Origin of the sequence: Anaerocolumna aminovalerica (genome assembly GCF_900115365.1) — a bacterium.
Lineage (GTDB): Bacteria > Bacillota > Clostridia > Lachnospirales > Lachnospiraceae > Anaerocolumna > Anaerocolumna aminovalerica.
Genome location: NZ_FOWD01000028.1, coordinates 25524 through 48018, shown reverse-complemented (window position 1 = coordinate 48018; position 22495 = coordinate 25524). Strand labels below are relative to the sequence as shown.

Below are 22495 nucleotides of genomic sequence, written 5' to 3'. Positions count from 1 at the left end.
GATAGAAAAATGGATAAAAAGGATGTATAAATACATCCTATAGAATGCCTGAGATACAAAATAAATGGACGCATTCATTTTAACATTAAAAAAATTTAAAGGAGAGTTGAGTTATGGCAAAGATCGCAAAGCAAATTACAGATTTAATAGGTAATACTCCATTAGTTGAACTAGGTAATTACAGCAAAGCAAATGATGTAAAAGCAAATCTTATTGCTAAATTAGAATACTTTAATCCGGCAGGAAGTGTAAAAGATAGAATTGCAAAAGCTATGATTGATGATGCAGAAAAAAAGGGATTATTAAAGCCCGGTGGAACCATCATTGAACCTACAAGCGGTAACACCGGTATTGGTCTTGCATCTGTAGCAGCAGCAAGAGGCTATAAATTAATTATCACCATGCCTGAAACTATGAGTGTGGAAAGAAGAACTTTATTAAAAGCTTATGGCGCGGAACTGGTATTAACAGAAGGCTCCAAAGGAATGAAGGGTGCCATTGCAAAGGCAGAGGAGATCGCCAAAGAAACACCTAATTCATTTATCCCTGCTCAATTTGATAATGCTGCCAACCCTGCTGTTCATAAAGAAACAACTGGTCCGGAGATATGGAAGGATACTGATGGAAAGGTAGATATTTTTGTGGCAGGTATTGGAACTGGCGGAACGATTACGGGAGCTGGTGAATACTTAAAGAGTCAGAATCCGGCTATTAAAGTAATTGCTGTTGAGCCCAGTGCATCTCCTGTTCTTTCCAAAGGAACTGCAGGTTCCCATAAGATTCAGGGTATTGGTGCAGGATTTGTTCCCAGTATACTGAATACAAATGTTTATGATGAAATTATAACAGTTGAGAATGATGACGCTTTTACTATCGGTAAAGAATTAGCAAAAGAAGAAGGCTTCTTAGTAGGAATATCTTCAGGTGCAGCAGTGTGGGCGGCAACACAGATAGCAAAACGTCCTGAGAACGAAGGAAAAACTATAGTTGTATTATTACCGGATACCGGAGACCGTTATTTATCAACACCATTATTTGCAGAATAAGCAGAATCTGAAAAATTAAGTAATTTAATATGAGTCACCGAGTAATATTAAAAGGGCTATTACAGAAATATTGGAATTTAAAGAGTGTATCCACCTCTAATGATGACAATTTTGTAATAGCCCTCTTGCATTGTATAAAACCTACAGTGTATAATTAAATATTATTACTGGAAAGGAAAAATTTAAAATGAAGAAAAATGACCTGATTTTAGCGGGAGTTATTTTAACCATAGCTATTGGCGCACTTATATTTGTGAATTTAAATAAAAAAGAAGGAAATACCGTTATTGTCAAAGTGGATGGTGAAGTATATAAAGAATTTCCATTAGATGTAGATGCTACATATGAAATTAAAGGGGCAAACGGCGGAACCAATCTGCTTGTTATTAAAGATGGTTATGCAGACATTACCGAAGCTTCCTGTCCTGACGAGGTCTGCGTAGTTCAACCGAAAATCAATAAAAGCGGTGAAACAATTGTATGTCTTCCCAATAAAGTTATTATAGAAATTAATGGTGAGAACCAAAGCGAATTAGATGCTATTGCCAATTAGTATTAGACGTAAGGCAAGATTATTTTAATAAAACAAAGGCTGCTGCAAAATTGTAAATCTGAGATTCTTCGCCTAATGGCTTGGAATGACAATTTTGCAGCAGCCTTTATGTATTGAATATATTATTAATTATTTTGCAAGTACAAATTCTTTAATGAATTTCTGAGCTTCGTTGATTCCGTCCATAACTGCTTTAGAGGAAACCGTTGCTCCGGATATTGCTTCTATTTCAGTTCCGGCTGCTGGTGCAACAGGTACTTCAGGAGTTTCTTCTTCAGGAACTTCTGGTGCAGTTTCACCTGAGGAAGCTTTAACGAATGCTTCTTCTACTAAACTTACGAATTCGCTTACATTGATACTAACGCCTGCCACGGAATCTGTTTTACCGCTTTCATCAAGAACGATACCTTTTGTAGATTGATTTTCGATAACATTGGCAGCTAAAGAATCTGCTTGTTCTTTCCATGTAGGGTTGCCTTCAACCATAACGTATTCACCAACGGAAGATAAGTAACTCTTATATTCGCCGGCTGCATTTCTTCCATCCCATACAACAGAAGTAACTTTACCATTTTCAATAACTAAAGTTACAATGCTGGTATATCCTTGGCTTTCTTGTCCTTCAACAGTATATGTACCGTCTTTTAATGTCTTAGGAGAAGCTTGTGCTAAACATTGAGAAGCAAGATTAATAAAATCACTGATGGAAATACTAACGCCTGCTACAGCATCTGTTTTACCGCCATCATCTACCGGAATGTTGAAAGATTGATTTGAAATGACATATTCAGCTAATGCTACTGCTTGTTCCTGCCATGTAGGACCATTATCTGTCATAACGTAACCGCCGTCTGCTGATAATAGGCTCTTGAATTCTCCGTCTTCATTGTAAGCATCCCAGATAACCTCAGTGATTTTGCCATCAGCAACTGTTAAACTCAGTGTACTTTTGAAGCCGCCTTTATCGAATTCTTTAGCTTCAGCAGTATAAGTTCCATCAGCTAAAGCAGCAGTATCAACAACAGCTTCTTCTTTCTTTGTTTCCTGTGCAGTTTCAGCAGTTGGTGCTTTGCCCGGTAAATAAACGGGAGCCTTTACACCGTTAAACTTACTTAAGAAGGAATCTTCTGTAACTTTACTTCCAAGACCTTCTGTTTCTGTTTGCTCTTTAACTACAACTGAGGAAATAGTATCACCAGTTTTATCAAAAGTTACATCCATAATGATGTCTCCACCGAATCCTGGACTTGCTACGGTAACTACATAACCATTTTCTGTTTCAGAAGCAGCTTGGATCTTGAAATTTCCGCTTTCATAACCGGAAACATCGATTGTATTACCTGTAGTTTCGGTATTACCATTGGATCCAGTCTCTGTTTTTTCTTTCTTTGTTAATAAATTTACTCCGATTATTACAACAATAGCTAAAATTGTAACAATCACTAAGCCAATTATTCCATTGGTTTTTCCATTTCTTTTCATAACATACTCCTATCTGCCTTCGTTGGCCTTAATTAATGTATACCAATCCGGGATATTGTATCATATTTTTCCTATTTAGTAAATAGATATCCGGTGATTTGTGAGGGTTTTAACAATATAAAAACTGGATATTCCTAAAGTTTGATAAATTTTATACGAACCTTGACAGTTCATTCTTGTTTTACTAAAATAGCATTTATGAGTAATTACTAAGGACTATATATAGATCTATTTGAGTATTCGGGTCTGGATGCTGCTTTTTAGCTGATATGAGTGTTACGGAGCTGGAATGTATATGAAAAAAGCGTATACCTTAAGTAAATTAAGGATAGCAGGAAAGAGGAAATATGAGTAAAAGTAAGAAAAAGTATTTGCCGGTAGTTTTATTAGGAATAGCGTGTATTGCATTACTGACAACCTATATTATCATTTCTAACAATAAAAAAGAAGATAAAGAACCAATTGGAGAACCCATTCAAAAAAGTTCGTTTTTACTAAATACGATTATAACAATTACCCTCTATGATTCTCAGGATGAAGGTATTATTGACGGTGCAATGGAACTTATTGGGGAATATGAGAAGGTATATAGCCGCACAATGGAAACCAGTGAAGTATATAAGTTAAATCATGGAACTCTTGAGAAAGCAAAGGGCGGAAACTATAGTTATAAAATATCAGATACCTTAGCAGATATATTAGAGAAAAGTCTGTACTACGGCAACTTATCAGAGGGTAGATTCGATATAACAATTGAACCGATTACGGCACAGTGGGATTTTATATCGGAAAATGCGGTTATACCGGAGAAAAATGACCTGGAAACAGCACTTCCTTTAGTTGATTATAAGAATCTGATTTTAAGGGATAATACTGTTACCTTTCTTAAAGAGGGAATGGGAATAGACTTGGGAGCTATAGCCAAAGGCTATATAGCGGACAGGGTAAAAGAATATCTGCTAGAGCAAGGTGTTAAAAGCGCTATGATCAATCTGGGAGGCAATGTTTTAGCTGTAGGTAAGAAACCGGGTGGAGAGGCATTTAAAGTTGGTATACAAAAACCATTTGCAGGAAGAAATGAGATTGTTGCTGCCATGGATATCGATGGAAAATCTGTAGTATCTTCTGGGATTTATGAACGCTATATTAAGAAAGAGGATAATTTCTATCATCATATAATCGATCCCTCTACCGGGTATCCATATAAGAATGATTTGATTGCAGTAACAATTATTTCAAATAAATCGGTAGATGGGGATGGGTTAAGTACCTCCTGTTTTGCTTTAGGATTAGAAAAGGGAATGGAATTAATAGAAAGCCTGGAAGATACATATGCCATTTTTATTACAGATGACTATGAACTTCATTATACAAAAGGATTCTTTGACAATATTAAAGTAACAGAAGTGAAATAATAGGAGTTATTTTCTTCACTCATTATTATGGAGGATTTGGAGAACACAGATATAAAGGAGTATTTTGGGATGGACATAGAAAAAAGAGTAGAAGAATCACTAACAGAGCAGATTCAAATAGTCATGCCGGAGCATATCAATGGTTCGGGAAGATTATTTGGCGGTAAATTAATGGAATGGATTGATATAGTATCAGGTGTTGTGGCAAGGCGTCACTCTCAATATAATGTTACAACAGCCGCAGTTGATAACCTTCAGTTTAAGGCAGGAGCACATTTGAATGATACTTTAGTATTAATTGGACGTATTACTTACGTTGGAAATACTTCTATGGAAGTAAGAATAGATACTTATGTTGAAAGTATGGATGGAATGAGAAAGCCCATTAACAGAGCTTACTTTGTAATGGTAGCAATTGACAAAGATGAAAACCCTGTCAGGGTTCCAAGACTAATTGTGGAGACAGAGTCACAACGGGCTGAGTGGGAAGGCGGAAAAAAACGTACGGAATTGCGTAAGTTAAGAAGAAAAGAAGGCTTCTAAAGGATAGTTATAATAGGATTATTAAGATATAAAAGGTAATTCAGATTATGCATATCATAGGACAACCAAGCATATATTGAAGAAAACAAGCTTGGGGGGCCAACAATGCAGCGATATATGGAAGAGAGGATATTGGAATTAGCCAATTATACGATTCAAACAAAAGCAACGGTACGTGAAACGGCGAATAAATACGGTATCAGCAAATCTACGGTGCATAAAGATTTGCAGGACAGACTTCCGTCCATTAATAATCAATTGTATAAAGCTGTATGTGAAGTGCTTATGTTAAATAAATCAGAACGTCATATACGGGGCGGTATGGCAACACGGAACAAATATAAACATGGACTTGTGTAAATACATGTCACTCTGAACTTAAAGGCAGGAATCTTGAATAGTAACTGGGGTTCTTTGCCTTTTAAGCTTGGAATGACATTTTTTTGTAGCCGCAAGTTGATATATTTTAAAGTGACTCTGCATACAATATAAAAACAAGTATAATAGGGGGATATCCTTTTGAAAGGCTATATAGAAGAACGAGCTGTGGAAATAGCAAACTATATAATCGAAAATAATGCAACGGTAAGACAAACAGCAAAACAGTTTGGTATTTCTAAATCAACCGTACATACAGATGTAACAAAATAGAACGTTTATGAACAATGGATAATAAAACGGTCATAAACAATAGATAGGGAAATATCCAATGTCCATAACCGTATATGTATTAGATGTATTAATCGTTTTAAAAAATGCATTAAGCATTATAAAGTAGAACTTTGCTGGTGGGAAGCATTATTCAAATATTTATCAAATTTATTCACGGCATAGAGCAGTGTTTCCAATTCGTTAGAAGCCAGAGAAGATTGTTCTGCATTTTCATTGCATAAATTAGCGGTAGATTCTGAATTGGCTGTGATTTCTTCTGTTACAGCAGATAGACGGCTGATATTGTCTACAATATGGTTGTTTGAACCCAAAAGGTTCTCTACCATCTCATTGATCTCGTTAATAGTATGGGTAAGCCTATCCGTCATTCCCTCTACTTTTTTAAAACCAGAACCTGCGGTGTCGATCAATGAACTTTGTTCGTTAGTAACACTAATAATTTGTTCAACAGAAGTTACCGCATTATTTGCATTTATACCTAATTCTTTCAAAATCTCAGAAATACTTTCTGTAGACTTTCTTGTCTGGTCCGCAAGTAAGCGAATTTGTTCCGCTACTACTGCAAATCCTCTTCCTGCTTCACCAGCTCTTGCACTTTCAATGGAAGCATTTAAAGCAAGTAAATTAGTTTGGCTGGAAATATCATAAATAAGGGATGTAATATTCTGAACTTCTGCGGTTTTATCTCTAAGGTGATTCATAGTAACAATAACGTTCTTATTTATATCCTCCATAGTTGCAGAATGAGTCTCAAGACGGCTGATAATACCAATACCATCCATTAAAGATTTTTGGGACTCATTGGCTATTTGGACCATAAGTTCTGATTTTTGCGTAATATTTTCAATAGATTCTTGAATGGCCGTGGTCATATTGGTCTGCTTCTCAATGCTTTCTGCATTCTCCTGAGTTCCTGAGGCAATTTCATTTACAGCGGAATTAATGACCTTACTGGACTTGTAAATTTCTTTAATAATGACAGATACCTGATTGGAACTGGTCACAACAGTATTGGCAATATCCAGGATGTCATCAATCATATTTTTCTGGACTGCTTTTTCATTGGTTAATTCTTCAATAGCTTTTTTACCGAAATACTTGTTTATAGCAGCGGCTTTTATAATGGAATAGCTAAAAATGATTACAGCACCGATTTGTACTGAATAGCTGCTGTAATCAACAGATGAAGACTGATTTAAAACTGCAACTTTATAAATTATTTCTCCTGCAGACAATAGGGACATTGCTGCTGATGAAATATAAATTAACCTAATGTCCCCGTAAAGAATGAATACAAGTAATAAGGGGAAAAGGTAAGTAAATGCAGAATGGGTTGAACTTGAAAATAAAGCAACACCATAGGTTACTAAGTATGTACCAAGAAAAATATAAGGATTTATATGAGATGATCTGTTCTTAAAATAGAAAACAAAGTCTATTACTAATCCTATTAATATGACTGAAGATAACATGAGAACATAATAAAGTGGGCGTGTTCCTTTTACAACTTCAATAAAATAGCCAATTATTAAGGCTGATGACATGGCAGTTAATATCTTCATTACAATAGAATTAATAACAGCTGTCTGATTTAAAAGATGATTGATTTTTTTGTTCAACATAGTTGTGGGCTCCTTTGCAATATCCACCATTATACAATAAATTGGTAAAAAAGCAAATATTTTAATTGGCTTTTACAAAACCTCTAACAATAATCGGATAGCAAAAAAAATCGATTTACAAAATAAAAAGAAAAATATGTCTTATAAAGTCTGTCGTTAAAATAATTTATGCAATTTTAATAAATTTGATAATTTATTTATAAAAATACTATACAAAATGTTCAGTGTGATGTATAATAAAGGGGAGTCCTTGGACGAGTATTATTTAAAACGTAGTAAAAATATTGCATATAATAATATTTTTATAATAGTTTACTAGTTTTTCGAGTTTCCATATTTATTCCATTTTTTATTTACACCTTAAAAAGCAAATATTTATTGATTTTATAGGGAAAAAAGGTATAATAAGACTGTTATTAAAAAAGAGAAGGATTTTAGGGGATTTATAAGTATTTTTAATTAATAAAATTAAGAGAGTTAATATTCTCTTAAATATAATAAGCAAGAAAAAGGAGATTATCTATGGAAAAATTCTTTAAGCTCAAAGAAAACAAAACAGATGTAAAAACGGAGGTACTGGCCGGTATAACGACATTTATGACAATGGCGTACATTCTGGCTGTTAATCCAAGCACCATGACAGCATTTAATGATATTCTTGGACTTGAGGGGTCTGCAAGAATGAATCCAAATGGTGTTTTCATGGCAACTGCTATATCTGCATTTATTGGTTCTTTACTAATGGCTCTTTTAGCAAATTATCCGTTTGCTTTGGCTCCAGGTATGGGATTAAATGCGTATTTTGCCTATACCGTAGTTCTTAAAATGGGTTACCCATGGCAAGTCGCATTAACAGCTGTATTTGTGGAAGGTATTATCTTTATACTTCTTTCACTTACAAGCGTACGTGAAGCAATTTTTAATTCTATTCCTACAACTTTAAAGTTTGCGGTTAGCAGCGGTATTGGTTTATTCATAGCATTTATCGGATTACAGAACGGAGGTATTGTAGAATCTAATGGTGCTACATTAGTTCAGTTCCATGCATTCCATGGAGAAGGTATATCACAGACTGCTAATGTTAGCGTTATACTTGCTATCCTAGGTGTTATCATTACTGGTATTCTTTTAATCAAAAAAGTAAAAGGTGGTATTTTATTTGGTATTCTTATAACTTGGATTCTTGGTGTTATTTGCCAGTTAACTGGCCTTTATGTGGTTGATCCTGCAGCTGGATTTTTTTCCTTACTTCCTAGTTTTTCATCAGGTTTTGATTTTGCAGCACTTGGGGATGTGGCTTTTAAGCTTGATTTTTCAGGCATTTTCTCTCTTGACTTTATAGTAGTTATGTTTGCATTTTTATTTGTAGATATGTTTGATACACTAGGAACTTTAATTGGTGTTTCTGCAAAAGCTGATATGTTAGACAAAGACGGAAAACTTCCTCGTATTAAGGGTGCTCTTCTTGCTGATGCTATCGGAACAGTAGGTGGTTCTTTACTTGGTACATCTACAGTTACAACTTATGTAGAAAGTGCTACTGGAGTTTCTGAAGGTGGTAGAACCGGTTTAACAGCACTAACAACTGCTATTTTATTCGGTCTTTCCGTATTCTTATCCCCAATATTTTTAGCAATTCCTGCATTTGCAACAGCACCTGCCCTTATCATTGTAGGCTTCTATATGATGGGTTCAATTGCACATATTGATTTTGAAGATATGTCAGAAGCAATTCCTGCTTTTATCTGTATCATTGCTATGCCATTTACTTATAGTATTTCTGAAGGTATCTCTTTTGGTGTTATTTCTTACGTTTTAGTTAACTTATTTACAGGCAAAGCAAAAGAAAAGAAAATCAGCTCTGTTATGTATGTTCTGACGGTATTATTCATATTAAAATATGTATTATTATAAATAATTTAGGTATGAAATAGAATTTACATATTTAAAATGGTACCTATAGGATAGACATTTGGAAAATGTCTATCCTATAGGTATTTTTTGCTCTAAAAAAATAGTTGACATCTATTATATCCCGTTGTATAATTTCGTTAAATTACTAATTCATACTAATATAATATAAATAGTAGGAATATAAAATAATGTTTCGAATATAATAAAAGCAGATCAATGCTAATATTATGTAAAAAGAGAAAGAAAGGTACTATAATTATGGATTGGTCATACTTAGGGAGAGAGTTACCCCGTTATATAGAGGCAGGATTGGTTACATTGAAGATAGGATTTTGGGGGATTCTTGCAGCCCTAATTACCGGCTTAGTATGTTGCTTTGTCCTGTACTACAAAATTTTTATATTGCAAAAGATTGTTAAGGTTTACGTGGAGCTATCTAGAAACACTCCACTATTAATTCAAGTATTTTTCTTGTATTTTGGGCTTCCCCAAGTAGGAATCAAACTAAGCGGAACGGCTTGCGCCATTATTGGTCTTGGTTTTCTAGGCGGAAGTTATATGGCAGAAGCATTTCGTGGGGGATTGGAGGCAGTTGGTAATTCCCAGATTGAGTCCGGCTTAAGCATTGGACTGGATAAAAGGCAAATGATGCAATATGTGATCCTGCCCCAGGCTATATCCATTTCCATGCCTCAGGTGAGCGCAAATTTTATTTTTTTGCTAAAAGAGACCTCTATATTAAGTGCCATAGCAATACCGGAGTTATTAAATGTCACACAAAGTTTAATTGGTCTGTATTATAAGACAAATGAGTCTCTTTTACTTTTAACCGTAAGTTATTTGATTATTATACTGCCCTTATCCATAGTGTTAGGCTATATAGAAAGAAGGTTACGTCATGCAGAATTCGGGAATTAATGTAATATTTAATAATATTGGTATATTACTTGACGGCCTTGGCAACACCTTGCTGATTGCGGTAACATCTTTATTCATTTCATTTTTTACAGGGTTTGGTTTTGGACTTTTAAGAATGTCTAAAAACAGAATAGTAAAATTACTAACTTACATTTACCTAGAGGCATTTCGTATTATACCTATTATGGTCTGGCTGTTTTCCTTTTTCTTCTTCATACCAAGAACTCTGGGTATAGATATATCCGGGGAAGTTGCTGCAATTGTAGTATTTACAATGTGGGGAACAGCAGAGATGGGGGACATTGTAAGAGGGGCTCTGGAATCTTTATCAAAGGGACAGATTGAAAGTGGATTATCCATAGGGCTATCTAAGTTGCAGTTGTTTCTTTATATTCAGTTCCCCCAAGCCATTAAGCGTATTGTTCCGGGAGCAATCAGCCTTGGAACCAGAATGATAAAAACTACTTCCTTGGTGGTACTGATTGGCGTAATTGATGTAATTGCAAGAGGAAAACAGGTAATTGAGAGAACCAAGGAAGCCTTTTGGATATATGGGTTTCTCTTTCTGCTATTCTTTCTAATGTGTTATCCTCTGTCCATTATGGCAAGAAAGCTTGAAAGAAAATGGGAAAGTTGAGGAAATATATATGAACAATGAAGAAATTGTACTTGAAATAAAAGATCTGTATAAAGGCTTTGGAGAAAGAAATGTATTAAATGGCTTGGACTTTACTCTTCACAAAGGAGAAGTTGTAGTTATAATAGGCCCTTCCGGATGTGGTAAATCCACTTTACTGCGGTGTATTAACGGTCTTGAAAAAATAGACGGCGGAGACGTCATATTGGAAGGCTCCAGTATTTATGATAAGAATATAAAAATGCGCCAGGTAAGGCAAAAAGTAGGAATAGTGTTCCAAAGCTATGATCTGTTCAGCCACATGACCGTAATGGAAAATATTCTGCTTGGGCCTTTGAAAGTGCAAAAGAGGGATAAACAAGAAGTATCAGAACTTGCCAGAGAACTATTGAAAAAGGTAGGACTTAGTGACCGTGAAAATGATTATCCAAGACAATTATCCGGCGGCCAGAAACAAAGAATTGCCATTGTACGCTCCCTTTGTATGAATCCTGACATTGTCCTCTTTGATGAAGTAACCGCAGCTTTGGATCCGGAGATGGTTCGGGAAGTATTGGATGTTATACTGGATTTAGCAAAGCAAGGTCTGACTATGATTATTGTAACTCACGAAATGCATTTCGCCAGAGCGGTATCAGACCGTATTTTATTTATGGATCATGGAAAAATCGTGGAAGAAGGGGAACCGGAAGACTTATTTGGAAATCCTAAAACGGAGCGGGCGAAACAATTTTTGAATAAATTTGATTATTAGCGGTAGTTACCAAGAAAGTCTTGGTTCCAATATAAAAAAATGAAAAGGGAGAATACGAATTATGAAAAAAACAAAAAAAGGATATCTTATTATACTGGCAATAATGACACTGGTCATTGGCTTAACCGGTTGTGGAAAGAAAGATGGTGCCGTAAGCGGAGAGGGAACAAAGGGAAAAGTTGAAAGAATAAAGGAAGCCGGAGTAGTAAAAATAGGTGTATTCGGTGATAAGCCACCTTTCGGCTACGTTGCAGAAGATGGAAGTAATGTTGGATACGATGTGTATTTGGGACGTCAGATTGCAAAGGATCTTCTTGGAGATGAATCGAAAGTAGAATTTGTATTACTAGAAGCGGCCAACCGTATTGAATATCTAAAATCCAAAAAAGTAGATATTGTATTAGCTAACTTTACTGTAACAGAAGAAAGAAAAGAACAGGTTAATTTTGCTGAACCTTATATGAAAGTGGCACTTGGTGTAGTTGCTCCTAAAGACAGTTCTATTGCTTCTGTAGAGGACTTAAAAGGCAAAACTTTAATTGTGAATAGGGGAACCACCGCGGAATTGTATTTTACAGAGAATTATCCTGATATTAAATTATTAGCTTATGATGAGAATACAGAAACTTTTCAAGCCTTAGTAGATGGAAGAGGAGATGCACTGGCACATGATAACACCTTATTGTTTGCCTGGTCATATGAAAACCAAGGATATAAGATTGTAGACGGTAACATTGGAAGTCAGGATACCATTGCACCGGCAGTGAATAAAGACGATACAGATTTGCTGAATTGGCTAAATGATGAGATAAAGACACTGACTGCAAAGGGCTTCTTTAAAGAGGCATATGATGCAGAATTAAAAAATCACTTTAGTCCGGATACGAATCCTGGTGATGTAATATTTGAAAAGTAAAAACAGTATAAGAATATAAAAAATATTAGAAAATCCCCTGGTTAAAAATTCGTGTGCTACCGTCAAGTGTGACACCATAGCATATCAAATATGAACAGGGGATTTTTTTATAAGTTAAAGTATCTTTGTAGATGTATATTAGAGTAATGCTTCAAAGTCAAGTTTTGAGAGAGCTTCTTACATATCTTTTATCTCTTGAGTATTCTAATATTATAATTTTTTAACAGGAATATAAATTTCCATAACGGTATCTTGCCTATGATGACAGCGTTCATCATAAAATTCAAAGTCCAGCTTATCTTCATCATAAACATAGCCGCTGTCTTTAAACCAATCTTCAAAAATATATTTCCATGTATCTGCAATAATTTCCGCGAATTCTTTTTGTTCTTCGTCATTGGCAGTATTAACTGGCGGGGTTGTAAAAACCGCATATTGAGCTTTTGGAACTTCAACTGTCAGCATGTCTTCTTCTGCCTTTGAGAAGTCATCAACGATTACGCCTAAAAGATATATTGCGTTTCCGGATTCAGATAATGGGACACATAATCCTACTTCACCATGTTTAGCAGGATTTAGAATATTGTACATCTTACTTTCTAAATTTTCACCATCATAATTGCTCCAGAAAGAAGCAATATCCTTAGTATATGCTGCACCGGTAATATTGGTTCTAATTCCGTAACCGGCAACCTTAAATGCAGGCTTTTCTACAATAACAGGATTCATAATATAACCTCCAATTTTCGATGTTGTTTTCCCAGCAGCATAACCGGCCATCCGTGCGGTATATTGTGTGGGACTGTAACCAAAAGCTTTACGGAAAGCTTTGGTAAAGCCGCTGGACGTTTCAAATCCATAATCCATAGCAATATCAATAATTTTTCTGCCTTTGAATAATTCTGCGGCGGCTAAAGACAATTTGCGTCCTCGAATGTATTCCATAACAGATACACCTTTGCATAAACTGAAAACTCTGCAAAAGTGATAAAGAGAGTACCCAGCATGACCGGCAACTTCTTCAATAGTTATATTTTCTTTGATATGGTATTCAATGAATTGAATACTCTTCTCAATATCTTCTCTATAATTCAATATTCACCTCACCTCCACCTTTTCCCTAGGGTAGCTTTATTATATCAATAATGTTATAAGGAAACTATTCCTGTCTTGCTAAATATTCACGAATAAGGATTTTTCATGTTGCCGGATTCTGTTCCGGGCATTAGTAGAAATGGCAAAAAGGCGGAGATCCCATAGAATGAGAATCCTCGCCTTTTAAAATAATGTTTATAGAGATTATGTGGAAAGCAGTTTATTTACTTAACCCTCTTATAGGAGCCTTTTGATGTAATAACCCCTCATTAGACTTCTTCTTTTTCCCCTATGGATAATACAAGGTTTAATAAGATACCTACTACAGCAGCTGTTGCAATAGCAGGGAATTTCATTCCGAACATAGGGATCATACTTGCTTCGTATCCAAAACTTCCCCCTAATCCAATAATTAAGATTACTGCAATAACAGCCAGGTTCTTAGATTTGAACATATCTACTTTCTTATCCATCATAATGGTAATGCCCTGTGCTGCGATAACACCGAATAAATAGATGGATAAGCCACCGATAACTGCTTTTGGTATGGAGTATACAATATTAATTAATGGCGTAAAGCAGGAAATAATCATGGTAATAATTGCTGCGGCAATCAGTACGGGAACGGAGAAGATTTTGGATAGTGCCATGGCGCTAATATTTTCACCATAGTTTGTTCCTGCCGGTCCTCCGATAAAACCGGATACAATATCTCCAATACCATCACCGATCAGGTTAAGGCCTAGTTTATCTTCAATGTCATATTTCTTTTTGGAACCTTTTTTCTTTGCCAAATCATTTACATAAATATCAAGTTGATATATATGAGCAGTTGATTCAGGAATTGTAGCAATGGCTATTGGCATAATTGCAGCAATTGAAGCCAGTGAAGGCTTTGGCAATGTAAAGATTGGAAGGTTAAATATGGAAGTACTGGCAACGGTATCGAATGTGATAAATGGAATACCGGTAACTCCTCCAATGATTGCAGCGGTGATATAACCCGTAAAAAGGCCAAAAAGAATAGGCAGCTGACTCAGCTTACCTTTTAAGTATACCGAATATATAATTGTTGAAAATAATGTAACTAAAGAGATGATCCAAGCCATATTACCTGCTAAACTAGCTTGGTTTGCTGCTGCCTCAGGGAATACGGACGCATCGGTCATTGCGTTTCCAGCAAGGGATAATCCGATTATAATAGAGATACTTCCTGTAACAGTGGGGGGAAGGACTTTGTCGATAGTGGCTTTTCCGCAACGTTTGATAATCAAACCAGCAATAATAGAAACAAAACCAGACATTACAATACCAAATTGTGCAACTGAGATTTTTTCATTAAGAGAATAAGTAGCAAATGCTTCTGCACTCATGATAGAAGCAATAGCAGCGATATAAGAAAAACTGGAACCATAATATAAAGGAATTTTTCTGCCGGTAATAAGGATAAAAGCTAAAGTAGCTAACCCGCTGGCAAAGATGGTAGTGGAAACATGAAAACCAGTAATTAGAGCAACCAGTACAGTTGCCGGAAACATAACAACAATTTGCTGTAGTGCAAATAAAATAAGTGGAATAAATGGTGGGCGCTCATCAGGTAAATAACCCACAGTTTGATTTTGTTGAGACATATGATGTGTACCTCCTTAAATTTTTTATATTTTGCCATAAAGTTATATGTTTGTAAAGAGGAAAAACAAAAAAATTTTTAATTTACTTAAGCTGGATAAAACAGGCTGGGCAATTGACTTATAATTCCCATAAATCAAGTAAATTGGCTAAATTCTTTGAAAATTAATTTGATTTATTTTTCTATTGACAAAGTGAATATATGAGTATATACTGTGCATAGTGAGTATATACACTATATCAAAAATGATTGAAAGAAATGGATTTATTAATTGTGAATTACCAAAATCAATCATGAACAAAAATTAAATTGAAATTAAGTAAAAGTAAATTTAGAACATATCTGATTGATAATAAGAGAAATTTAATCACAAAACGAATTGAGGTGAATACGTGGAGATTATTATAAGCAATTCCAGCGGTAAACCTATTTATGAACAAATTACGTTACAAATAAAGAGCTTAATTATGAGCGGAGAATTACCCCCTGGAGAGCCTTTGCCATCCATTCGGCTATTGGCAAAAGAGTTAAGAATTAGTGTTATTACAACAAAAAGGGCTTATGAAGAACTGGAAAGAGAAGGATTCATTACAACTATAGTAGGAAAAGGGAGCTACGTATCTGAAAATAACACAGAACTTGTAAGGGAAGAGCAGCTTCGGAACATTGAAGAAAATATTGAGAATGCAGTTGATTATGCAAGACAGGGAGGTATTACCCTGAAAGAATTACATGAGATATTGGATATGGTATATAAGGAGGAATAAATTATGGATTATGCTTTAGAATTAAGAGGAATTTCTAAGAGTTATAAGAATTTCAAACTGGATAATATTTCATTTAAAGTTCCCAAAGGTTGTATCATGGGATTTGTAGGTGAGAATGGAGCAGGCAAAACTACCACTATAAAAACTATATTAAATTTAATACATGCGGATAAGGGAAATATACGTATTCTGGGTATGGACTATATGAAAGACCAGTTGGCTATCCGGAATCAGATCGGTGTGGTATTTGATGAAAGCTTTTTTCATGAAAATCTTACGCTGCTGGATATATCCAAAATTATGAAACACATCTATTCCAAATGGGAGGATGAAACATTTTTCCGATATGCAAACACCTTCAAGCTGCCAAAAGATAAGATAGTCAAAGAATATTCCCGTGGTATGAAGATGAAATTGTCCATAGCTGTTGCACTGTCTCACCAGGCAAAGCTCTTAATTCTGGATGAAGCGACCAGCGGTTTGGATCCTATCGTGCGAGATGAAATCTTAGATATATTCCTGGAATTTATACAGAATGAGGAACATACAATATTTATTTCTTCCCATATTACAAGTGACTTAGAGAAGGTAGCGGATTATATTACATTTATACACGAGGGAAAAATTATATTAAGTGAAAGTAAAGATAATCTGACAGATAATTATGGAGTTGTGAAATGTAAAAAAGAAGATTTTGAGAAACTGGATAGAAACCATATAATTGGTATCCGAAAAAATAAATTTGGTTATGAAGTGATGATAGACAACAAAAGGGAAATTATAAAACAAATGAATCAGAAAAAATACAGCAATGAATTTTGTTTGGATAATACAACGATTGAAGAAATTATTTTATTTAAGGTAAGAGGTGAATAGTATGAGCGGATTAGTATTAAAGGATATACTTAACTTAAAAAGGTATATGAAACAAATGGGGATTATTCTGATTGTGTATCTTTTTATGTCTATTAATTTTAAAAATCCTAATTTAATAGTATTTATGATGGTATTTGTAACAACCATGTTGATAGTTACCTCAATGGCTTATGATGAAAGTACCAAGTGGGATAAATATGCATTGACCATGCCCATTACGAAAAAGGATCTGGTAAAATCAAAATATGTATTGTTAATACTGTTGGCCCTATCAGGAGGAGTAATCTCATTAATTTCAGCCTTCATTTTATCCAGGTTCATAGGAGTGGTTGATTACAAAGAAATGCTCCAGACAGGTGGCGGTGTTGTATTAGCCTCACTTCTGTTGTTTAGTTTATTACTGCCTATTATATTTAAGATGGGTACGGAAAAAGCCCGTATTATTATGATAATATTGTTTACAGTTCCTACAATATTAATTACCGGGTTCTCCAAAATAATTAAAGATTTAAAAATGCCACAGCTTACTGGGGAACAGATCAAATATTTAGGTTATGCCTCACCTTTTATTGTACTGCTTATAGTATTTCTGTCATATAACCTATCGGTTTCTATAGTAAATAAAAAGGAATTTTAATTTTATATTTTTACGTAAAATTTTTTTTACAGACCAGTGCGATTTGGTCTAAATACCACCTTGAGCCTGTAAGGCGAAGAATTTCATTATTATGTAGAGATTCTTCGTTTTACAGGCTCAAGGTATATAGAATAATAGATTCTAATATTCTTTCTTAAGTCTATTAGTAACTTCTTTCAAAATCAATTAAATTTCTGGGCAATTCTTTGCCTTCCACATAAGCTCTAAGGTTTTCTTCGAATATAGTAAATAACCTGCTATTGAACTTAGGCAATAAACCGGAGATATGGGGAGTAATTAAAACATCCTCTCTTTCCCAAAGGGGATTATCAGCAGGTAACGGTTCAGTCTCAAAAACATCCAGTGCAGCAAAAGCCAGTTGTCCTTTTTCCAAAGCATCTACTAAATCAATAGTATTAACAGATTTACCTCTACCTACATTAATGAATACAGCAGTTTTTTTCATCTTGGAGAATATGGTCTGATCAAAGAAATAGGTAGTTAGTTTTGTCAAGGGGAGAATATTGACAACAACGTCTGCTTCTCCTACATGGTCTATAAATTCCGATTGTTTTATAATAACATCCATATGTTCCACAGACTTACCGGTACGATTCACCCCTACAGTTCTCATGCCAAAAGCTTTAGCAAGCTTTGCCACTTCAATACCAATACGACCTGCTCCTACAATCATCATAGTCCGGTCCTGTAATTCCATGATATTCTCTCTGCCGCCCCATTTTTTCAATGGTTGATCCTTAATAGCTCCTACAATGCCTCTGGTATATGACAATAACATGCCAAATACGGATTCTGTAATCACCTTTCCGTGAAGGCCACTGCTGTTGGTTAATAATATATGCTTCTCTTTCATCAGGCTTTGGTCTACAAAATCAACACCTGCTGTGTGTATCTGCACCCATTTTAACTTGCTGGAGGGACTATGCAATATGGTATTGCCTATTTTACCGTTCCAACCGTATAGAATTTCTATGTCATCTAAGGGAAAATCAGGGGCTTCCTTAGTAAATCCATCCACAATTTCGTAATTGGGGGCAATATTCTGCAACATCTTTATTTGTTCCGGAGTTGTTGTTTGTAATAGTAAAATACCTTTTTTATTCATGTGATACCTCCTCTTTAGATTATAGCTTTATTGTATATGAAATAGCATAGTTTGCAAAGATAAAAATTACGGTTTTATATCTTTGTATAAATTCTTGAATTATGGTATAGTAAAAACAGAAAAAGGAATTTCAAGTATGGTTTGAAAGTCCCAGTGGGGTACCAAGATTAGAGGATGCAAAGATGACGGAATAGAATTATTGATATGTAGATAGGTTCCGTTTTCAATTTTATGGAGGTATTATTATGAGCGTAATTATGGATGATAATATGGAACAAGATATACTGGAGGGAAATCATAAAATTAAAATGGATACCCCATTTTTACCTTTGCTTTATGCAATGGATACATACATCCGTTCCCATACTGACAACCAGAAGCCTTTTATCCTTGCTATAGACGGCCTATGCGGAAGCGGAAAGACCACCTTAGCCAAAGAGCTAAGTACTATTTATGATTGTAATGTTTTTCCTATGGATGATTTTTACCTTCCTTTTGAAATGCGGACAAGGGAGAGGTTGGAACAGCCCGGAGGGAATGTGCATTATGAAAGATTTAATGAAGAAGTCCTTGTCCCCTTGCTGAAACAGGAGACCATAACTTATGCTCCATTTCAATGTTTCACAGGAAATTACGGAGAACCAAGGATTATAAATCCCAAAATCATAAATATAGTGGAAGGTTCCTATAGCCTTCATCCTTTTTTAACCCAGGTTTATGACTGCAAAGTATTTTTAACAATTAATGAGCAGGTGCAAATCAGTAGAATACGTAAAAGAAGCGGAGAAGAGAAACTTAAGCAATTTCTTGATAAATGGATTCCTATGGAAAATAAGTATTTTACTGAATTACATATACAAAGTATCAGTGACCTAGTTATGGATACTTCTGATTTATGGTAATGAATGTTCGTTTAAACTTATCTGTTGAAAATACAGCAATGGTATGCAGGACTAAACAATAAGAAAAACCAAATTAAAAATAAACTTATGGAGGAAATATCTTTGAAACCAGCAAATACTCAAAAACTTATTTACACAGCCCTATGCGTAGCCATAGGCCTTATACTGCCCCAAATAATTAAATTAATTCCTATTGCCAATATTGGTGCCATTATATCACCAATGCATATTCCGGTATTACTTAGCGGATTCTTATGTGGAGTACCTTTTGCTGCCTTCTGCGGCATCATCCTACCTCCTTTGGCCTTTATATTAACGGGAATGCCGCCTATTTATCCCGTTGGTATTTCTATGATTTTCGAACTTGGTACCTATGGTGCTTTAACTGCTGTACTATATCGTACTACAAAAGGCAAGATTTATCCTTCCTTAATCGGCGGCATGTTAGGGGGAAGAGCTGTTATGGGAATTGCTAATGCCATTATATTCGGAGTGGCAGGCAACCCTTATGGAATATCTGCATTTATTTCCGGAGCATTTATCAATGCACTGCCCGGAATCGTAATTCAGCTTATTGTAGTTCCGGCCATAGTATACGCTCTTAAAAAGGCAAGGCTTGTTCCGGCTGTACAGTAATATAAGCCTGGTAAATAAAATAGAATCAGATAATTTTAACATTTTAATTAATCTAATAATTCATAGGAAAAGATAAGCAACAATAATAAAGTCCATGAGAAATTTCATATTTAACCATTTTCCTACATATGATGTAAAAACAACTATATTGGTGAGAAAATGGTACAAGCAAGTAAAAAAAGCGAAGTAATTCTACATAAGAATCCTCTGGAGAATTCACAGGCGGAATTGAACAAAGAAATATCAGACAAAGAAGTTCCAGTTAAAGAATTACAGGGCAAAAAAAAATCCGTCAAAAAAATACCAGAACAAGAATTGCCGGACAAAAAAGAATCAGAAAAAGACCTGGACCATGAATCGCATGCTAAAGAAGTAACAGTTAAAGAGACACCCAATAAAAATTCTTCAAAGAAAGAATTGTTAAAAAAAAGAAAGCCTTCCCTGCATATTACCTTCCATAATCCCAACTCTGAAGAAATAACGGCATCGTTCCTGACAAAAGTATTGGCAGAAAGAGTAGCAGAAGAAATGGGAAAGGGAACTTGCAAATGAAAGCAGTTGCTTATTGCAGGGTATCTACCAATAAAGAAGAACAGCTGGACAGTTTAGAGAGTCAGCAGACTTTCTTTTCTGAGTATGCAAAAAGAAATGGGTTGGAACTTATTCGCATTTATGCAGATGAAGGTAAAAGCGGTACAAAGATGAAGAACCGGACCGAACTGCTTCGGTTGTTAGCCGATGCCGGAAAAGATTTATTTGAAATCGTATTAATTAAAGATGTTTCCAGATTGGCCCGTAATACTCTTGATTTTTTGACCAGTATCCGAAATTTAAAGTCCCTGGGTATTAAAGTAGTATTTGTTAATTATGATCAGACCTCTTCAGACAGTTCAGAATTTATGCTAACCATGCTTAGCGCCATTGCCCAGGAGGAAAGTGCCAACACTTCCAAACGTGTGAAATTCGGTAAAAAACAGAATGCTGAGAAAGGAAAAGTACCGAATTTAATATTTGGGTATGATAAAATACCGGGAGACTATTTTCATTTGGATATTAATCAAAAGGAAGCAGAAACGGTAAAACGGATTTATCATTTGTACACAAAAGATCATATAGGAGCAAACCGGATAGCATATATTTTAAATCAGGAAGGCATAAAAACCAAAAGGAACTGTAAATGGACACAGACAGCAGTTACCAGAATATTAAACAATCCTATTTACATAGGCAGAATTGTTAATGGGAAACAGGAAGTTGAAGATTTCTTAACCGGTAAAAGAAGAACTTTAGAAAAGAATCAATGGATGCTGGCCCAGAATCCCCGTCTTAAAATAATTGAAGAAGATGTTTATTTTAATGCCCAAAAATTATTACAAGGCCGTCATAACGCATTTAAACAAACAAGGAAAAGAACTTCTGAAAAGCATGTTCTTAGTCAGTTAATAACCTGTAAGGCATGTGGCTCCTCTTTTCGAAGACTTGTAAGACAGTATAAAAGCACTTATATAACCTGGGTATGTAACGGACGGAATAGCAATGGAGTTGATTTCTGTAATAACAAAATTATAATTGATGAAGAAGAATTGCTTTTAGCTATTACGGAATACATTAAGTGCTGTTTACAGCATAATACCAATTGGTATCAGACCTTTATAAAAGAAATAAAGAATTATATCAGCCAAAATGTGTGTGACTCCGATAGCCAGCAAAATCTCTTATCTCAAATAAAGAGGCTGAATAAAGAGAAAGAGAAATATATAGATATGTACACCAATGATATTATTTCTCTTGAGGAACTTAAGGAAAAAAACAATTGCATTCATAATTCTATTGAATATTATCAGAAGAAGCTGGATGGAATTATATTAAACGGAAATTGTGATTTTGAGTCTATAAAAAATCTGGTATTTCCAGACAGTACTTATAATACAGGGGAAAATTCAGGGAACAGGTTAGAATTCCTTAATATCATTAAGCCTGAGATGTTTAATAATAACATGATAAAAAGAGTTATGGAAAGAATTGAAGCGAATCCAGATGGAAGGATTGATATTTACATAAAACATTTTTAATAATGGTTTTCATAGTATCCTTACGGGGATTTAAATTCAGCCTGCATTTTAACGTTCCATTATATTACATCCATACATAAAGATGTTACAGAACGTTTGGTGCAAATTAATCCTACCCTAGCGGATAGAGCGAGAGTTGTATTGGATCTGAACAAATCTGAAAGACATCTAAGAGGAGGTTTGGCAACGAAAGAGAAATACCTTCACAAGTCAAAATACGGTCAGGTATTCTAACATAAATGTTATCAAAAATAAAAAAAGAACCGGTCTGTCCGTTTTTAG

22 protein-coding genes and 2 pseudogenes are annotated in these 22495 nt (G+C 34.9%); 19 read left to right on the top strand and 5 right to left on the bottom strand.

Translation table 11 applies throughout. The features are described 5' to 3' along the window. Positions 1 to 113: 113 nt before the first annotated feature. Positions 114 to 1046 (top strand): cysteine synthase A, encoded by a 933-nt coding sequence (cysK, locus tag BM183_RS14550; protein ID WP_091687601.1) that lies wholly within the window; start codon positions 114 to 116, stop codon positions 1044 to 1046. A 187-nt stretch (positions 1047 to 1233) separates the two neighbouring features. After that, the gene (locus BM183_RS14545; RefSeq protein ID WP_091687600.1) at positions 1234 to 1599 is read left to right on the top strand and encodes a NusG domain II-containing protein; all 366 of its coding nucleotides are present in this window, start codon (positions 1234 to 1236) and stop codon (positions 1597 to 1599) included. Between the two features lie 129 nt (positions 1600 to 1728). Here the strand turns inward: BM183_RS14545 and BM183_RS14540 are convergent, their stop codons facing one another. Next, complete coding sequence (locus BM183_RS14540; RefSeq protein ID WP_091687599.1) at positions 1729 to 3081, bottom strand: FMN-binding protein; 1353 nt, start codon at positions 3079 to 3081, stop codon at positions 1729 to 1731. 347 nt (positions 3082 to 3428) lie between these two features. Between BM183_RS14540 and BM183_RS14535 the strand changes: the two genes are divergently transcribed. The 4 genes and pseudogenes from BM183_RS14535 to BM183_RS14520 form a co-directional block, all read left to right on the top strand. Further along, a complete protein-coding gene (locus BM183_RS14535) occupies positions 3429 to 4496 on the top strand; it encodes an FAD:protein FMN transferase (protein ID WP_091687598.1) in 1068 nt (355 codons plus the stop codon). Between the two features lie 69 nt (positions 4497 to 4565). Then, positions 4566 to 5039, top strand: coding sequence for an acyl-CoA thioesterase (locus BM183_RS14530; RefSeq protein WP_091687614.1), 474 nt, complete (start codon positions 4566 to 4568; stop codon positions 5037 to 5039). A 105-nt stretch (positions 5040 to 5144) separates the two neighbouring features. Further along, positions 5145 to 5399 carry a sporulation transcriptional regulator SpoIIID gene (gene spoIIID, locus BM183_RS14525; RefSeq protein ID WP_091687597.1) on the top strand — a complete coding sequence of 85 codons (255 nt, stop codon included), beginning with the start codon at positions 5145 to 5147 and terminating at the stop codon, positions 5397 to 5399. 159 nt (positions 5400 to 5558) lie between these two features. Further along, positions 5559 to 5684: pseudogene (locus BM183_RS14520) on the top strand (sporulation transcriptional regulator SpoIIID); the annotation flags it as partial. A 122-nt stretch (positions 5685 to 5806) separates the two neighbouring features. Here the strand turns inward: BM183_RS14520 and BM183_RS14515 are convergent. Further along, positions 5807 to 7333: a methyl-accepting chemotaxis protein gene (locus BM183_RS14515; RefSeq protein WP_170848030.1), complete on the bottom strand. Its 1527-nt coding sequence runs from the start codon at positions 7331 to 7333 to the stop codon at positions 5807 to 5809. 522 nt (positions 7334 to 7855) lie between these two features. On the opposite strand from BM183_RS14515, the gene BM183_RS14510 reads away from it, so the two are divergent. The 5 genes from BM183_RS14510 to BM183_RS14490 all read left to right on the top strand — a co-directional run bounded on the left by BM183_RS14510 (position 7856) and on the right by BM183_RS14490 (position 12472). Next, a complete protein-coding gene (locus tag BM183_RS14510) occupies positions 7856 to 9247 on the top strand; it encodes an NCS2 family permease (protein WP_091687594.1) in 1392 nt (463 codons plus the stop codon). A 258-nt stretch (positions 9248 to 9505) separates the two neighbouring features. Beyond that, complete coding sequence (locus BM183_RS14505) at positions 9506 to 10165, top strand: amino acid ABC transporter permease (RefSeq protein ID WP_330392429.1); 660 nt, start codon at positions 9506 to 9508, stop codon at positions 10163 to 10165. Then, complete coding sequence (locus BM183_RS14500; RefSeq protein ID WP_091687593.1) at positions 10146 to 10802, top strand: amino acid ABC transporter permease; 657 nt, start codon at positions 10146 to 10148, stop codon at positions 10800 to 10802. Before BM183_RS14505 ends, BM183_RS14500 begins: the two co-directional genes overlap by 20 nt. A gap of 10 nt (positions 10803 to 10812) precedes the next feature. Then, positions 10813 to 11556, top strand: coding sequence for an amino acid ABC transporter ATP-binding protein (locus BM183_RS14495; RefSeq protein WP_091687592.1), 744 nt, complete (start codon positions 10813 to 10815; stop codon positions 11554 to 11556). A gap of 61 nt (positions 11557 to 11617) precedes the next feature. Next, positions 11618 to 12472, top strand: a complete 855-nt coding sequence (locus BM183_RS14490) for a cysteine ABC transporter substrate-binding protein (protein ID WP_091687591.1) — start codon at positions 11618 to 11620, stop codon at positions 12470 to 12472. A 210-nt stretch (positions 12473 to 12682) separates the two neighbouring features. On the opposite strand, the gene BM183_RS14485 is transcribed toward BM183_RS14490, so the two are convergent. Beyond that, entirely contained in the window at positions 12683 to 13567 is an 885-nt protein-coding gene (locus tag BM183_RS14485) for an AraC family transcriptional regulator (protein WP_091687590.1), read from the bottom strand. Positions 13568 to 13836: 269 nt separating this feature from the next. After that, complete coding sequence (locus BM183_RS14480) at positions 13837 to 15198, bottom strand: uracil-xanthine permease family protein (RefSeq protein WP_091687589.1); 1362 nt, start codon at positions 15196 to 15198, stop codon at positions 13837 to 13839. Between the two features lie 391 nt (positions 15199 to 15589). Between BM183_RS14480 and BM183_RS14475 the strand changes: the two genes are divergently transcribed. The 3 genes from BM183_RS14475 to BM183_RS14465 are packed head-to-tail and all read left to right on the top strand — an operon-like array spanning position 15590 to position 17477. Continuing rightward, positions 15590 to 15964, top strand: coding sequence for a GntR family transcriptional regulator (locus BM183_RS14475; RefSeq protein ID WP_091687588.1), 375 nt, complete (start codon positions 15590 to 15592; stop codon positions 15962 to 15964). 3 nt (positions 15965 to 15967) lie between these two features. Next, a complete protein-coding gene (locus BM183_RS14470; RefSeq protein ID WP_091687587.1) occupies positions 15968 to 16840 on the top strand; it encodes an ABC transporter ATP-binding protein in 873 nt (290 codons plus the stop codon). Position 16841: 1 nt separating this feature from the next. Then, complete coding sequence (locus BM183_RS14465) at positions 16842 to 17477, top strand: ABC-2 transporter permease (protein ID WP_091687586.1); 636 nt, start codon at positions 16842 to 16844, stop codon at positions 17475 to 17477. 163 nt (positions 17478 to 17640) lie between these two features. On the opposite strand, the gene BM183_RS14460 is transcribed toward BM183_RS14465, so the two are convergent. Next, on the bottom strand, positions 17641 to 18603 hold the full coding sequence (locus tag BM183_RS14460) for an NAD(P)-dependent oxidoreductase (protein WP_091687585.1): 963 nt from the start codon (positions 18601 to 18603) through the stop codon (positions 17641 to 17643). Positions 18604 to 18848: 245 nt separating this feature from the next. Between BM183_RS14460 and BM183_RS14455 the strand changes: the two genes are divergently transcribed. The 5 genes and pseudogenes from BM183_RS14455 to BM183_RS14435 all read left to right on the top strand — a co-directional run. Beyond that, the gene (locus tag BM183_RS14455; protein ID WP_091687584.1) at positions 18849 to 19505 is read left to right on the top strand and encodes a uridine kinase family protein; all 657 of its coding nucleotides are present in this window, start codon (positions 18849 to 18851) and stop codon (positions 19503 to 19505) included. Positions 19506 to 19607: 102 nt separating this feature from the next. Beyond that, positions 19608 to 20141, top strand: a complete 534-nt coding sequence (locus tag BM183_RS14450; protein WP_242961004.1) for an ECF transporter S component — start codon at positions 19608 to 19610, stop codon at positions 20139 to 20141. 159 nt (positions 20142 to 20300) lie between these two features. Beyond that, positions 20301 to 20693, top strand: a complete 393-nt coding sequence (locus tag BM183_RS14445; protein ID WP_091687583.1) for a hypothetical protein — start codon at positions 20301 to 20303, stop codon at positions 20691 to 20693. After that, positions 20690 to 22213: a recombinase family protein gene (locus tag BM183_RS14440; RefSeq protein ID WP_091687582.1), complete on the top strand. Its 1524-nt coding sequence runs from the start codon at positions 20690 to 20692 to the stop codon at positions 22211 to 22213. The genes BM183_RS14445 and BM183_RS14440 overlap by 4 nt, the downstream gene beginning before the upstream one ends. Positions 22214 to 22279: 66 nt before the next feature. Further along, positions 22280 to 22447 (top strand): annotated as a pseudogene (locus BM183_RS14435) (sporulation transcriptional regulator SpoIIID); the annotation flags it as partial. Between the last annotated feature and the right edge of the window lie 48 nt (positions 22448 to 22495).